Here is a 14,411-nt window from a genome sequence, read left to right on the forward strand (position 1 = left end):
CGTGTTGCGACCAGCCAGCGGATTCGATCGGCACCGTATCGTGCCGTCATGACCACGGACAGCTGGCTGGCCGACACCCGAACCTCTTATGACACAGTCGCGGTCAGTTATGCCGACCAAGTGCGCGGCGCCCTCGCCGGACACCAGTACCTTCGCGCGGCTCTGGCGTTGTTCGCCGACAGCGTGCGGACCGCCGGCGGTGGACCGGTCGCAGACGTCGGCTGCGGCCCCGGTGAAGTCACCGCCCACCTGCATCAGCTCGGTGTCGACGCCTTCGGTATCGACGTCTCCCCGGGGATGATCGACGTGGCCCGGCGCGACCACCCCGGCCTGCGGTTCGAGGTGGGCTCGATGACGAACCTGGACCTCCCCGTCGGTTCGGTGGCCGGCCTGGTCGCGTGGCAGTCGTTGATCCACGTCCCCGACAACGAGGTACCGGCTGTGTTCGGGCACTTCCACCGGGCATTGCGTCCCGGCGGACCCCTGCAGCTCCTGTTTCACGTCGGCGACGAGTCGCGGTTGAAGACGGAGGGCTATGGCGGTCACCCGATGAAGGTCCATGTCCACCGCCGTCAGCCTGACCAGGTGGCATCCTGGCTGCGCGATGCCGGATTCGTGGTCGATGCCCAGATGCTGCTCGACCCGGATGCGAAAGCTCAGCAAGCGATTCTTTTCGCACGCAGTGACTCCTGACTTCTGCATATGCCGGGCTCGCCATTCACCACCAGACCCACCACACAACGCGACACCGCGCAGACGACTTTGGACATCGACAGCTGTCTGCGGGCGTGTGAACGACCACGGACAGGGGGCAGGATGCGACCACTCGTGAACAGAAAAGGACCGAGGACCGCAGACGAGAAGAGCGCAGTGAAAGCCCTGGGGGCTTTCACTGCGCTCTTCTCTTTCCGGCGGAGGTGGGGGGATTTGAACCCCCGAGAGGGGATTACCCTCAACCCGCTTAGCAGGCGGGCGCCATCGACCGGACTAGGCGACACCTCCACGCTGGATCCAGTTGCGATCCGGCGACGGCCCAGCGTATCTGCTGATCGGCTCCGGCGGCAAAATGAGATGCGGCACGGGGCCAACGGAACTCCGGGCGCCGGCTGAAGTGAAGTCCCAGAGGTGCGTTAAGACGGGGTACTGGAGCTTGGGAACGGCATGGTGCGCACCTGTAATCTGACCGTGGTTCGACGAGCGGCAACCAAAGGGGCAGGCGGCGCGTCAACCTAAGTGGGTGAGACGGCGTCAAGAATTCGGGGCCGCCGGGGCACCCACGACCCGTCGGCCAACAGGAACCGGAGCCATGTCCCGCAGCTCTCGTGCACCACGGAGGTCGGCTCAGGGCTCGCGGTCATCCGGTCGTCACAGAGCGTACCGGGCCCGTTCCATTGGGCGAGCGATCGGCCTGACCTTCGTCAGCGCGCTGATCCCCGGGTCGGGTTTCATCATGGGCGGCCGGGCCAAGCTCGGCGCCTTCGTCATGACGCTGACCGGCGCCTTGGTGGTGCTACTCGCGGTGGTCGGACTCACCCGGCGCGAGCAGGTGCTCGAGCTGGCGGTCGACCCGAGCCAGCTGCTGATCGCCACCGCCATCATCGTCGCGCTGGCGCTGGCCTGGATCGCGATCATCATCTCCTCGCATCGCCTGCTCCGCCCGGCCAGTACGTCGGGCGGCGGGCGCGCGCTGGGTTCGGCGTTCGTCGGGCTGCTCTGTTTCGCGATCGCCGCGCCGATGGCCTTCGCGGCTCAGAGCGTGCTGGCCCAGCGGGATCTGATCGGCAGCGTCTTCCAGGCCGAAGGCAAGTCGAAGAGCGCCACCCGGCCGAAGGTCGAGAACAAGAAGGACCCATGGGCGAGCACTCCCCGGCTGAACATCCTGTTGCTCGGCGCCGACGACGGCACCGGCCGCGACGGCACCCGGACGGACACCGTGATGGTGGCCAGTATCGACACCAAAACCGGTGATACCAGTCTGATCTCCCTCAGCCGGAACTGGATGCGGATGCCGTTCCCCGAGGACTCGCCGCTCCACGAGGAATACCCCGACGGCTACTGGGACCCCAACGGGGAAGCCGAGCAGCCCGAGTACTACCTCGACGCGATGTACCGGAACATCCCGGAGCAGCACCCAGGCATCCTCGGTGAATCCGACAACGAAGGCGCGGACGTGCTGAAGGTGTCGGTCGGCGCGGCGCTCGGTCTCGACATCGACTACTACATGCAGGTCAACCTCAAGGGCTTCGAGACGATCGTCGACGCCCTCGGCGGTATCAAGGTCAACATCAACTACAAGGTTCCGGTCGGCGGCGACTACAAGGGCGAAGGCAGCGCTGACGACGTCCTGCCGCGTTATTACCTGACCCCGGGAGCGAACAAGAAGCTGATGGGCCCAGAAGCGCTCTGGTTCGCTCGCGGGCGGTATGGGCTGAGTGACACCTCCCGGCAGGAGCGGCAGCGCTGCACGATCAAGGCGATCGTGGACAGCGCGCAACCGGCGACGCTGGTCACGAAGTACCAGCAGATCGCCTCGGCCAGCAAGAAGCTGCTCCGCACGGATATCCCGCAGGAGATCCTGCCCGCGTTCATCGAGCTCGGTATGAAGGTGAAGAGCGCGAAGGTCACCAATGTCGACCTGGACAAGGCGAAGAACTTCCCCAACGGCCGCAACCCCGACTACGAAGCGATCGCCGAATTGGTCGCCAAGGCCACGAAGCCCAAGGTGAAGCCCATCTCGGCGACGACCGCGCCTCCGAAGACGACGACCACCACCACGACCGGCAAGCCGAGCACGACGATCACCCCGAAGCCCGGCGCCGAGCAGGACCTGGCCGACGTCTGCGCGTACAACCCGGTGAACGACGAGGAGTAACCCCGAAGCGGAAAACGTCGGTGCGGGCTGACATCCTTGGTGGATGAGCTCGTCGACGTACCGGATGCGACCGGACCGCTTCCTCGGCATTCTCGCGGTCGGTCTGATCATCCTCGGTGTGGCCGCGATCCTCTGGGCCTTCAACCCCCCGGACTCGCTGGTCTCCGTGCTGGTCGCGCTCGGCGGCCTGGTGGTGCTGACCGGGCTCTGGGTGCTGGCCCGGCCGCCGGTGCTGCTCAAGCTCGGCAAGGACTCGATCGAGGTGCGCGGGGTCAAGACCGCCTGGATGGATATCAAGACCGTGGATCTGGTCGCGACCACCCAGGGCGAGGCCGTCGCGCTGCGGACGAAGCGTCCCGATGACACCACGCTGATCCCGTTGCGCTGGCTGCCGCCCGGCCGGCAGGAGCCGCTGCAGACCGACCTCCGGGACCGGCTGAACGCGGCCCACGGTTACACGATTTGGGACGGCCGGGCGGAATGAGCTCCGCCGAAATAAGGTGACGTGTAACCGCTTGCCCTGACCTGAGGAGTCACCGGTGCCACTCGCTTTTGATCTGCCGTTCGAGGCCCTCCAGACGTACCAGGGCACCAACCCCCGCCCCGACGACTTCGACGAGTACTGGGCCAAGGCCCTGGCCGAGCTGGCCGGTGTCGACGCCGAGGTCGAACTGGTGCCGGCCGAGTTCACCGTGCCGTTCGCGCGGACCGAGCACCTCTACTTCACCGGCACCGGCGGCGCCCGCGTGCATGCCAAGGTGGTCCGCCCACTGACCACCGACGGCCCGGCGCCGGCCGTGTTGATGTTCCACGGGTACGGCGGGGAGTCGCCGAAGTGGACCGATCTGCTGGGTTATGCGGCCCGCGGGTTCACCATCGCCGCGCTGGATGTCCGCGAGCAGGTCGGGTACGTCGACAACCTGCCGCGCGGCAGTGCGTTCAACCTCAAGCACCACGTGGTCGACGGCCTCGACGCCGGGCCCGAGCACTTGCTCTACCGGCACGTCTTCCTCGACACGCGCAGGCTGTTCGACATCGTCAGCGATTTCGAAGAGGTCGACCCGGATCGCGTCGCCACCACCGGCTGGAGCCAGGGCGGCGGCCTCAGCCTGGTCGCGGCAGCGCTCGCGCCGCAGGTCAAGCTGGCCGCGACCGTCTTCCCGTTCCTGTGCGACTACCAGCGCGCGTGGGAGATGAGCCTGGAGAAGGCGCCGTACGACGAGATCACCACCTGGTTCAAGAAGCGCGACCCGCAGCACCTGCGCGAGCGGGAGGTCTTCACCCGGTTGGGGTACGTCGACGTCCAGCACCTGGCCGCGCGAATCCAGGGCCGGGTGGAGATGTTCGTCGGCCTCGAGGACAAGACGTGCCCGCCGTCGACCCAGTTCGCGGCGTACAACAGGATCACCGCGCCGAAGAACCTGCACATCTACCCCGACTTCGGCCACGACGACCTGCCGGGCGCGATGGACCGGATCTACACGCTCATTGGCGAAGGGTTGTAAGTGTTCAGGCTGACCGTGTTGGGGACGGCCGCGCCTTATCCCCAGCCGGATCGGCCGTGCGCGGGCTATCTGCTGCGGACCGACGCGGCGAAGGTGTGGGTCGACGCAGGCCCGGGTTCGATGGCGAACCTGCTCAAGCATGTACGGCTCGAGGAGCTCGACGCGATCTGGTTGTCCCACTTGCATGCCGATCACACGCTGGACCTGATCAACGCGTACTACGCGCTCTTGTTCGGCCACTTGCCGAAGGTGGCGCCGATCCCGGTCTACGCGCCTGCGGGGATGGCCGACAAGGTCGACGGGTTCTTCCTGGCGAAAGGCGTCGCGGACGCCGTACTCGAGCTGCGCGAGTTGTCGGACGGTCACGAGGTGACGTTCAAAGACCTCACGCTGTTGAGCAAGGCGGTCGAGCACGGCTGCGAGGCGTACGGCCTGCGCGCGACGGCGGATGGCCGCGCGCTGGTCTATTCGGGGGATTGCGCGCCATCACCTGGGCTCGACGAATTGGCCGCACGGGCCGACGTACTGCTGTGTGAGGCGGACGTGGATCAGCCGTCCGAGGTGCACCACACCCCGGAGGACGCGGGGGCATTGGCTCGCCGGGCCGACGTGGGGCGACTCGTGGTCACTCACGTCGGCCCGGCGCTCGATCGCTTCGAGGCAACGGATCGGGCTGCCGCCGTCTTCGGTGGTCCCACCTTGACCGCCGTCGAAAACGAAAGCCTCACCGTCTAATTAGCCTCTTTGCCTATCCAGTAGTGCCATCCCGGGGCGGCGACTGGCGACCGGGTCAGACCGTCCGGCCAGGTGGCCGGCAGGTCATGACTCCGGGCCGCGTAGAGAATCACCTCCGAGACCAGCCGGTCCCCGCGGACGATGACCCGGGCGGCGGTTTCCGCCCGCATGTCGGCGAGGTAGTGGATGGCGGGCAGGAAGTCGTGGCTCAACTTGGGGCTGAGCCGGCCGACCGGTTCGTCGTCGATCCGCACCTCGACGACCATCTTGGGCCGCTCATCCCCTTCCTCCTCAACGGCGTGCAGCGTGGCATAAGCCCAGCACTCGCCCTCGGGGCGGAACAACGGCGCGAGCACGTCGGCGTGGTCCCCGCTGCCGGAGACCGCCACGCCACCTCCCGACGGCAACAGCTGGTAGCCGCCGGGAGGTGGCAGGTTGACCGGTACGAGCATGTGCGGTTGGCCCAGCGCGATCGCCACACTGGCATGGAAATCGGTCGACTCGGAGTTCTTGTGCTCCCAGTCGGCCGGCGCCCATTCACTGACCCAGATGTGGCAGGGCACCCGCGGTTGCAGGCCCTGCGCGACCAGTTCGGTCAGCGCCGCGTGGTAGCGGTGCGCGTCCTCTCTCGGCAGGTAGCCGACCACCTGATCGTGAACCCGCACGGCGATCGCCCGCGGGTCGAAGCGGTTATAGGGTTCCGGGACGAGTTCCGCCTCGGTGTCCAGATCTGCGCCTCGCGCCGGGATGGGGTCCGGAAACAGACCCCGGATCGCTTGTTCGTGCGCCGCCTCTCGCACGACCTCCTGACCACACCACAGCGCATCGCCCCACAGATCGAACGGAATCGATTTCATACTGCCCCCAAATCCAGCCCCCGTTGGCCGGTTGTACCCGGCACATCCGATCCAGGCGGCTGGTCGTTACACCGGGTGAGCGTATGAAAACTAGACTCCCCACACACGTTGGTGTTCATGCCTACGGATCCGAGCTGATGCGGATTAGTTTTCCGAAGTGCTTCATTTTCGGAGCAAGTGATTCATTGTCGAAGAAGGTGTCATGGCGAGCAGCAGTCCCCTGACCGAGCGGACGGTCGATGTGGAAGCGGTCGAGGCCGCGGTACGACGACTGGACGGAGTCGCGGTCCGGACCCCCTTACAGGCCAACCTCCGGCTGTCGGAACAGACCGGCGCCGAGATCTGGCTGAAGCGCGAAGACCTGCAGATCGGCCGTTCGTACAAGCTGCGCGGGGCGTACAACCTGATCGCCCAGCTGGACGAAAAGGCCAAGGCCGCGGGCGTGATCTGCGCCAGCGCGGGCAATCACGGCCAAGGCCTCGCGTACTCGTGCCACATCCTCGGTGTGCACGGACGCGTCTTCGTGCCGCGGACAACGCCACGCCAGAAGCGGGATCGCATCGCCGCGCTCGGTGGCCCGCAGGTCGAGGTGATCGTCACCGGCGACACGTACGACGACGCAGCCGCCGCCGCACTGGCCGAATCCACGGCGACTGGCGCCACGCTGGTCCCGGCGTTCGACGACCCTAGAACCGTCGCAGGGCAAGGCACAGTGGCCGTAGAACTTGTGGAGCAGCTAGGCCGCGCCCCCGACGTACTGGTGGTTCCTGTCGGCGGTGGCGGCCTGATCGCTGGTATGACGACGTGGCTGGCTTCTCGTCATCCAAACGTTCGCGTGATCGGTGTAGAGCCTGAAGGCGCTGCGAGTATGGCTGCGGCTCTTGAAGCCGGTAAGCCGGTAACGCTTGACCACTTGGACAGCTTTGTCGATGGAGCCGCAGTACGACGTGTTGGCGACGTGACGCTGCCACTGGTCGCTGCAGCGGGTGTGACGATGACTGCCGTCCCGGAAGGCCTTGTCTGCTCAGAGATGCTTGAGCTCTACCAGACGGATGGGTTGATCGCTGAGCCTGCAGGCGCTCTGGCGACCGCGGCGCTCAGCTACGGGATCGACGTACGGCCAGGGGAAACGGTGGTCTGCCTGCTCTCTGGCGGCAACAACGACGTCAGCCGGTATGGGGAGATCGTCGAGCGATCCCTCGTCTACGAAGGCCTGAAGCACTACTTCCTGGTGACGTTCCCTCAGGAGCCTGGGGCTTTGCGGCAGTTCCTGGATCAGGTACTGGGGCCTGACGACGACATCGCGCTCTTCGAGTACGTCAAGCGGAACAACCGCGAGACCGGTGTCGCCTTGGTCGGTATCGAGATCGGGCGGGCAGAGGATTTGGCGGGGTTGCTCGATCGGATGAAGGCCGCGCCGTTGGATATCGAGCGGATCAAGCCTGATAGCGCGGAGTTCCGGTATTTGATCTGACGTTCTTGGCGCTTTAAGACTCTCTGAAGCCTTGTCCGGACGATGGGTATAAGAACATCGTGGGGACTGGGGGAATTGAGATGAGGGTAGAACGATCATTCGGCGCCATGGTCGCGACTTTGGCGGTTACTGCTGTGCTGGCCGCTTGCGGCGGGCCGGTGGTGGGCTCCGGCGCGGGCTCAGGCTCGGGCTCGGACTCTAGCTCTAGCGGGGATGGCGGGTCTGAGAATCGCGATCAGGGCGGCCCTGGGGTGGGTGCGCCGCGGGACAAGGACGGTAAGGCGCCGAAGCCGCCGATCAAGGTGACTACGACCAGGTTCACGCAGGGGCGTCCTATCAATGACGTCGTGCGCGAACTGGAGGAGTCGGTCCGGAAGCAGTGCGGTGATGGCACGTTGTGCGTGACGATCACGGTCGAGAACTCGGCGCCGGATTGGGAAGACTGCGAGTTCCACTCCTCGCGGCCCGATGAGGGCGGGACCGTGAAGCGAGGCGGCGAGATTGTCCTGGTCGCCGGCACCTCGCCGTGCGAAACCCCTTCGCCCGAGCCTTCGCCCTCGCCTTCGTCGTCACCGGAGGAATCCCCTTCGCCTTCGCCCGAGGAATCCCCGTCGCCCGAGGAGTCGCCTTCCCCGGAGGAGTCGCCCGCTCCGGAAGAGGCACCAAGTGAGGGTGGGCAATGACCGCCGTCGAGCCGAAGCCTGGGAGCGCTGACGCCGCTGGGGCCAATGGAGCCGCCGGAACCGAGGATGGTTCCGGCGGCTCAGCGCGCTCAGGGGAGACGGCGCTGCCGACGGCGACGTTTTCGGTGGGCCTGCCGCAGGTGGCGAGGCTGTTCGGCACGGTGATCGCGCCGACGACCTTGCTGACCGCGCTGCTGTTCTGGTTCGGGTGGCAACGGGGGTTCTGGTTCTACGACTACTTCGGCGTCGACACGTCGCTGCTCGGGCTCACGACGGTGGACTACCTGGTGCTCAGCGTGGACGGTCTGTTCATACCAATGGTGGTACTCGCGTGCTTGGTGCTGCTGGCGATTTGGGGCCGTCCGCTGGTACGACGCCAGACCTCGATCGGCCCGCCCGTACTCCTGATCTGCGGGTCGATCCTGACCTCGCTCGGCCTGATCGCCATGTTCGTCGAACCCCTTCGCAACGTGATCGAACTAGCCGCCCCCCTCAGCCTCGCCGCGGGCGTCCTACTCCTGTCCTACGCCAACCACCTCCGCCGCGCCCCCTTCGAAACCGCCCCCGACCCCGTCACCGATTCCCACCCCGGCAGCGCGTCCAGGGCGGATGGCGAGGCCGGCGCAGAGGCCGGGGCGGAGGGCCAGGGCGGCGCGGGGATCAGGGCGGGGGGCCGGGCCGGGGGCGAGGAGTTGAGTCCGCGGCGGATGGCCGAGTGGGCGGGCGTGTTCGCCCTGGTCGGCATCTGCCTGTTCTGGGCCACGAACGACTACTCGTCAGCGGTGGGCCGCACGCGGGCGGAGCAGTTCGTCGGCGAGCTGCCGACGGTCCCGAACGCCGTCGTCTACAGCACCGGCGAGCTCAACCTCGGCGGCCGCGGCGTCATCGAAACGGCCTGCACGGGCTCCAAGGCGCTCTACGCCTTCCGGTACGACGGCCTGAAACTCGTACTCCAGTCCAACGACCAGTACCTGCTACTCCCGGCCGCCTGGACCCCGGCAGACGGCATCGCCGTACTCCTCCCCCGCAACGACAACGTCCGCCTCGAGCTCTATCGCGGCACCCCTCACCCCACCCCAACCTGCTGACCACGCCCTCCCCTAGCGCTCACACCCTCCCTGGCGCTCACCCCTCCGTGGTGTTCATCGGTCCGAATACGGCCTGCGTACAGTTTGTATACAAGCCGTATTCGGACCGATGAGCGCGTGCCCTCTTTTTCGTTCATTCGTCGGAATCCGCCCTCGCCAACCGTCCGCCTGTGCGGGGCGATCCGGCGGATAGAGGGCGGATTCCGACGAATGAACGAAAAAGAGAGGGTGGAGGATGAGAGGACTCTCATCTGGGGCTCATCTGGGTCTGGGCGAGGACGTGGAAGGTTGAGGTATGCGATCTCCTCGGATGATCTATCTCGCGGTGGCCGCCGTACTGGTGGTCGCTGGGTTCGCGCTGACCGACTACATCGCCGATCGGTCGGCGCCGGAGCTCGGCGACGGCGTGGTGCTCGTACCGGCCGGCAATCCGACGACTGGGCCGACCCCGGGGACCACCCCCACTCCGACGACACAACCCACGGACCGACCGGGCAGCACGCCGACCGATGGCCAGACTGCGGGGCCGAGTGGCACGCCGACCGATGGCTCGACGGTGGGGCCGACTAAGCGGCCGAGGGAGGCCGTGCCGGTTTCGCCGCCGCCGGTGCCGACGGCCGGTATTGACGATGACGACGACTCGGACGACATTGACGACGACTGAGCCCAAGCCCGGCGACCCACAACCCCAGCCGCAGCCATCCGGTCCGCGGCAGGGGGTTAGTGCGCGGGTGCGGATCATCGGGTGGACGTTGAGTGTGTTGACGTTGGCCCTCACGGCGCTGGTGTTCCTTACCTGGCAGGCGTTGAGTGCGCGGTCGGACGCGATGGCTGATGCGGAGTTGAGCCATGAGGCGGAGAAGTTCCGGTTGTTCGCCGGGTCGCCGCAGGCGCAGGGGTTCAGCCGGCCCGAGGAATTGCTCGACCGGTGGATGCAGAGCAATCTGCCCGACACCTCCGAGGCGTTCTTCAGCGTGCTCAACGGCCGGGCGCATCACCGCAGCCTGTCCGTACCACCCGCACGCCTCGATACCGACGCGGCGTTCGTCGCCCGGATCGCCGCCACTCCGGGTCCGTCGTACGGCTGGGTGGATAGCAGCGCCGGCCGCGTCCGGTACGCCGTGCTGCCGGTCCGCGTTGGGGATTCACCTGGTACGGCGGCCTTGGTGGTGCTGGAATTCCGCGACGTGATGGCCAAGCCGCTGGACGATGTCGCGAAGGTCCTCGGTCTGGTGGTGGCCGGCGCTCTGGTGATGTCGGCCGTGGCGTGCTGGCTGGTCGCGGGCCGGGTGCTCGCGCCGATCCGGCTGGTCCGGAAGACGGCCGAGCAGATCAGCGAGACGGACCTGCGGCAGCGGATCGCGGTCGCTGGCAACGACGACGTGGCGCGGCTGGCGCGGACGTTCAACACGATGCTGGATCGGCTCGAGGTCGCGTTCGTCGGGCAGCGGCAGTTCCTGGACGACGCGGGGCATGAGCTGCGTACGCCGATCACGGTGATCCGGGGACATCTGGAGTTGATGGGCGACGACCCGCAGGACCGGGCGGAGACGACCGCGCTGGTGCTCGACGAGTTGTCGCGGATGAACCGGATCGTGGACGACTTGTTGCTCCTGGCAAAGAGTGAGCAGCCCGACTTCCTCACGGTCGGCGAGATCAACCTCACCGATCTCGTCGTCGACGTGGTCGCGAAGGCCCGGCCACTCGCAGATCGGCAATGGCGGGTGGATGAGGCCGCGGACGCGTTCATCACGGCGGACGGACAGCGGCTGACGCAGGCGTTGATGCAGTTGGTCGCGAACGCGGTTCGCCATACCGCCGACGGTGATCGCATCGCCGTCGGCTCCCGGGTATTGCCCGGCCGGGTCGAGCTGTGGGTCGCGGACAACGGCACCGGGGTCGCGCCGGAGGAACGCGAGCGCATCTTCGAGAGATTTGCCCGCGGCAACGATCAGCGCCGGACCGAGGGCGCCGGTCTCGGACTGGCGATCGTCCGGTCGATCGCGCGGGCGCATGGCGGCGAGATCCGGCTCGCACCACAACAGGGGCCGGGGGCAACCTTCGTGCTCGAGCTGCCGACCCAGGCCGTGACACCGGCCGACGACCCGGAATTGGTGAGCCTGTGAACAAGATCCTGATCGCGGAAGACGAAGAGCGGATCGCCTCGTTCCTGGAGCGCGGCCTGCGCAGCAACGGATTTGTCACTACCGCGGTGAGCGACGGCGAGACGGCGTACCAGGAGGCGGTCAGCGGGGCGTACGACCTGCTCGTGCTGGATATCGGCCTGCCCCAGGTGGACGGATTCACCGTATTGCGGCGGATTCGCGAGGCCCGGGTGAGCATGCCGGTGGTCATCCTGACCGCGCGGGACAGCGTCCGCGATACCGTCGCCGGGCTGGAAAGTGGCGCCGACGACTACATCGCGAAGCCGTTCGCCTTCGAGGAACTACTTGCGCGGGTGCGGCTCCGGCTACGCAGCGAAGGCGGCTCCGCGGCCGAGGCGACCTTGCTTGTCGCCGGGGATCTGACGCTGGATCTGCGCACTCGGCGCGCGACGATCGGGGACCAGAGCATCGAACTCACCGCCCGCGAATTCGTGCTGGCCGAAGTGCTCTGCCGGCATCCCGACCAAGTGCTGTCGCGCGAGCAACTGCTCTCCCAGGTTTGGGGCTTCGACTTCGACCCCGGCTCGAACGTGGTCGACGTCTACATCCGTTACCTGCGGCGCAAACTCGGCGCCGAGCGGATCCAGACCGTGCGCGGAATGGGATATCGCCTGCGGGCATGAGAGGTCTCTCATCGCTCGCACAGATTCACCTCACGGTGGCGCGATTGACTCGGGGATATCAAGCGACCGGAGATTCGGTCGCCCGCCCTCGAGAGGATGAAAACCGATGACCGGTCTGGGATTGGCTGTGCTCGCGGATGTGATCGCGATCGCTTTACTTGCCTATGGCATCTACTTCCGCCGCTACCACCGGCGTGACCTGCTGCTCGCGTACGTCGCGCTGAACGTCGGCGTGATGGCCGTGACGGCGATGCTCGCGGGCAGCGGTGCGGGGATGGGGCTCGGGCTCGGGTTGTTCGGCATTCTCTCGATCATCCGGCTGCGGTCGGACTCGATCACCCAGGAGGAGGTCGCGTACTACTTCGTCTCGCTGGCCATGGGGCTGGTCAACGGTCTGCATCCGGGGCCGTTCTGGGTTGCGCCGGCGTTGAGCTTGTTGCTGGTCGGACTGATGTACCTGGTGGATCACCCGGGGCTGACCGCGCGATCGCGTCGCCAGAAGGTCACGCTGGACCAGGCGTATCCGGATGTTCGCGACATCCAGCCTGCCCTGGAACGCCTGCTGCAGGCGGATATCCGGTACTTCGTGGTGCTGGAGCTCGATCTCGTCACCGACATCACCGTGGTGGACGTGCGGTATCGCGTCCGCGCGGACCAGCCGCGGGTCGCGCCGAGCCTGCGGGCCCTGAACCGGTTCGCGTCATGACCGGGCGATCTTCGTTGCTGGCGGCAACTACTGGTGCAATTCGCGAGTTGCGGGCGGTTTCGCTCGCGGAGGTACTCGACGAGGCTGCGTTGCAGGTGCGGATTGACCGGAAGTATTTGGTGCCGATCAACGCGTTCATTGAAATGACGGACCGCCTGCGGCACCGGTTCGCCGTACTGGATATTGATGGGCGTCGTAGCTTCAAGTACGAGTCGGTGTATTTCGATAGCGCGGACTATCGGCTTTATCGCGAGCACGTGCAGCGTCGGCGGCGGAGGTACAAGGTCCGCACGCGGGCGTATCTGGATAGTGGTGAGTGCACGTTCGAGGTCAAGCTGAAGGGTGGCCGGTCCGAGACGGTCAAGGCGCGGATGCCTTACGGATTGGACGATCGGGCGCGGTTGACGGGCGAGGCGTTGGAGTTCTTGGGGGATCAGTTGCGGACGGAGTACGGCGTATCGGAGGCGGGTGATCTCGTGCCGGCGCTAACGACGACCTACCGCCGTACGACGTTGGTGGACCGGGGTGACCACGCGCGCCTGACCTGCGATATCGACCTGCTTTTCCACCACGGGCCGTCGGGTGGTGGTGACGTGGAGGTGGTGCGAGGGCCGGTGGGGGCGGTGTTGGTGGAGAGCAAGACGGCTGGGCGTGCGGGCGTGGCGGATCGGGTGCTGCGTGATCTGGGCATCCGGCCGATCCAGGTCAGCAAGTACTGCGTGGCTGCCGCCCTGCTCAACCCCGGCCTCCGCGCCAACCCTTGGCACCGAACCCTCCGCCAACTCCAGGCCGCTTGATCCCTTCCTTTGCGTTCATTCGTCGGAATCCGCCCTCTCAGCTCAGCGCACCTGCACAGGTAGGCGATGGGCAGAGGGCGGATTCCGACGAATGAACGCAAAGGAAGGGGGTGCTGCCGCCTAGTGGGAGGCGTGTTTCGGGTTGACGTCGGTGTCGGCTTCGGTGTCCTTGGCGTCGCGGCCCTCGAACTGGCGGTCCTGGTCACCCACCTGACTGTCGGACTCGTCTGCCACCTCGTCGTCAGACCGGTGCCGGGCGTGCTCCGCCGACTCCGTGATGCCGTTCTGCCGGGTCGTCTCGTCCGAGGCGGCGTTCTGCGGGGTAGCATCGGCTTGGTTGGCGCTGGAGGCGTTCGGCCAGACCGAGTTCGTCGAATCCGCCGTCGACTCGTTCTGCCCAGCATCCACCGTCTCGCCCATCGGCGAGGTTGAGCGGGTGTCCGCCGCGTCGTCCACCGTCGAGGTCGGGCGGGCGCCGGTGCTGGTGTCGGGGTCGGGGCTGAGGTTGGCGGCCTCTTCGCGGTGGTGGGTGCTTTCGGCGCGGGCTTCTGCCGCGGCCGTGTGGCGTTCCTCGGCGCCGGCTGCTAGGCGGCGGGCCTTGGCGGCGTTCTCGTCGGCCTCGGCCTGGGCCTTGCGGGCGCGGGCGTCCACCTCGTCGGCGACGGCCTCTTGCTTCTCGGCTCGCTTTTCGGCCTCAACGGCCTCTTGTTCCTTGTTGTACGACTGCTGCCGATCGTCCTCGATCCGCCGTTCCTTGGCCCGGCGCATCCCGAACACCACCAGGGCTACCGCAATGAGCAGCACAACGGCTGCCAGCACGATCCACAGCACGGTTGTGCCGTCCATGGTCACTCCTCAGGTTGGTATGGCACGCCGGTACCCCCAGACCGGCGCCACCATGCACCA

At 66.7% G+C, this 14,411-nt stretch carries 15 protein-coding genes and 1 tRNA gene; 13 read left to right on the forward strand and 3 right to left on the reverse strand.

Annotated features, from left to right (window positions below; all coding sequences use genetic code 11):
• Positions 1 to 48: 48 nt before the first annotated feature.
• Positions 49 to 693 (forward strand): class I SAM-dependent DNA methyltransferase, encoded by a 645-nt coding sequence (locus OG394_RS24595; protein ID WP_328989414.1) that lies wholly within the window; start codon positions 49 to 51, stop codon positions 691 to 693.
• 219 nt (positions 694 to 912) lie between these two features.
• Here the strand turns inward: OG394_RS24595 and OG394_RS24600 are convergent.
• Positions 913 to 1,002: transfer RNA gene (locus OG394_RS24600), tRNA-Ser, on the reverse strand.
• Positions 1,003 to 1,450: 448 nt separating this feature from the next.
• On the opposite strand from OG394_RS24600, the gene OG394_RS24605 reads away from it, so the two are divergent.
• The 4 genes from OG394_RS24605 to OG394_RS24620 are packed head-to-tail and all read left to right on the forward strand — an operon-like array spanning position 1,451 to position 5,112.
• Positions 1,451 to 2,872: an LCP family protein gene (locus tag OG394_RS24605; protein WP_328989415.1), complete on the forward strand. Its 1,422-nt coding sequence runs from the start codon at positions 1,451 to 1,453 to the stop codon at positions 2,870 to 2,872.
• Positions 2,873 to 2,915: 43 nt separating this feature from the next.
• The gene (locus OG394_RS24610; RefSeq protein WP_328989416.1) at positions 2,916 to 3,356 is read left to right on the forward strand and encodes a hypothetical protein; all 441 of its coding nucleotides are present in this window, start codon (positions 2,916 to 2,918) and stop codon (positions 3,354 to 3,356) included.
• A gap of 55 nt (positions 3,357 to 3,411) precedes the next feature.
• Positions 3,412 to 4,377, forward strand: coding sequence for an alpha/beta fold hydrolase (locus OG394_RS24615; protein WP_328989417.1), 966 nt, complete (start codon positions 3,412 to 3,414; stop codon positions 4,375 to 4,377).
• The gene (locus OG394_RS24620; protein ID WP_328989418.1) at positions 4,378 to 5,112 is read left to right on the forward strand and encodes an MBL fold metallo-hydrolase; all 735 of its coding nucleotides are present in this window, start codon (positions 4,378 to 4,380) and stop codon (positions 5,110 to 5,112) included.
• On the opposite strand, the gene OG394_RS24625 is transcribed toward OG394_RS24620, so the two are convergent.
• Positions 5,109 to 5,969 carry a hypothetical protein gene (locus tag OG394_RS24625; protein ID WP_328989419.1) on the reverse strand — a complete coding sequence of 287 codons (861 nt, stop codon included), beginning with the start codon at positions 5,967 to 5,969 and terminating at the stop codon, positions 5,109 to 5,111. The two genes, OG394_RS24620 and OG394_RS24625, sit on opposite strands and share 4 nt — an antisense overlap.
• 202 nt (positions 5,970 to 6,171) lie before the next feature.
• Here OG394_RS24625 and ilvA point away from each other — a divergent pair, with 202 nt between their 5' ends.
• The 8 genes from ilvA to OG394_RS24665 all read left to right on the forward strand — a co-directional run bounded on the left by ilvA (position 6,172) and on the right by OG394_RS24665 (position 13,505).
• Positions 6,172 to 7,443 carry a threonine ammonia-lyase IlvA gene (gene ilvA, locus OG394_RS24630; RefSeq protein ID WP_328989421.1) on the forward strand — a complete coding sequence of 424 codons (1,272 nt, stop codon included), beginning with the start codon at positions 6,172 to 6,174 and terminating at the stop codon, positions 7,441 to 7,443.
• An 80-nt stretch (positions 7,444 to 7,523) separates the two neighbouring features.
• Positions 7,524 to 8,126: a hypothetical protein gene (locus OG394_RS24635; protein ID WP_328989422.1), complete on the forward strand. Its 603-nt coding sequence runs from the start codon at positions 7,524 to 7,526 to the stop codon at positions 8,124 to 8,126.
• Positions 8,123 to 9,214 carry a hypothetical protein gene (locus OG394_RS24640; RefSeq protein WP_328989423.1) on the forward strand — a complete coding sequence of 364 codons (1,092 nt, stop codon included), beginning with the start codon at positions 8,123 to 8,125 and terminating at the stop codon, positions 9,212 to 9,214. The genes OG394_RS24635 and OG394_RS24640 overlap by 4 nt, the downstream gene beginning before the upstream one ends.
• 295 nt (positions 9,215 to 9,509) lie before the next feature.
• On the forward strand, positions 9,510 to 9,878 hold the full coding sequence (locus OG394_RS24645; protein ID WP_328989424.1) for a hypothetical protein: 369 nt from the start codon (positions 9,510 to 9,512) through the stop codon (positions 9,876 to 9,878).
• Positions 9,844 to 11,340, forward strand: a complete 1,497-nt coding sequence (locus OG394_RS24650) for a sensor histidine kinase (protein ID WP_328989425.1) — start codon at positions 9,844 to 9,846, stop codon at positions 11,338 to 11,340. Before OG394_RS24645 ends, OG394_RS24650 begins: the two co-directional genes overlap by 35 nt.
• Positions 11,337 to 12,002: a response regulator transcription factor gene (locus OG394_RS24655; RefSeq protein ID WP_328989426.1), complete on the forward strand. Its 666-nt coding sequence runs from the start codon at positions 11,337 to 11,339 to the stop codon at positions 12,000 to 12,002. The genes OG394_RS24650 and OG394_RS24655 overlap by 4 nt, the downstream gene beginning before the upstream one ends.
• A 106-nt stretch (positions 12,003 to 12,108) precedes the next feature.
• The gene (locus OG394_RS24660; protein ID WP_328989427.1) at positions 12,109 to 12,708 is read left to right on the forward strand and encodes a DUF4956 domain-containing protein; all 600 of its coding nucleotides are present in this window, start codon (positions 12,109 to 12,111) and stop codon (positions 12,706 to 12,708) included.
• Complete coding sequence (locus OG394_RS24665; RefSeq protein WP_328989428.1) at positions 12,705 to 13,505, forward strand: VTC domain-containing protein; 801 nt, start codon at positions 12,705 to 12,707, stop codon at positions 13,503 to 13,505. Before OG394_RS24660 ends, OG394_RS24665 begins: the two co-directional genes overlap by 4 nt.
• 120 nt (positions 13,506 to 13,625) lie before the next feature.
• On the opposite strand, the gene OG394_RS24670 is transcribed toward OG394_RS24665, so the two are convergent.
• Complete coding sequence (locus OG394_RS24670; protein WP_328989429.1) at positions 13,626 to 14,351, reverse strand: hypothetical protein; 726 nt, start codon at positions 14,349 to 14,351, stop codon at positions 13,626 to 13,628.
• Between the last annotated feature and the right edge of the window lie 60 nt (positions 14,352 to 14,411).

The organism is Kribbella sp. NBC_01245 (genome assembly GCF_036226525.1).
Taxonomy (GTDB): domain Bacteria; phylum Actinomycetota; class Actinomycetes; order Propionibacteriales; family Kribbellaceae; genus Kribbella.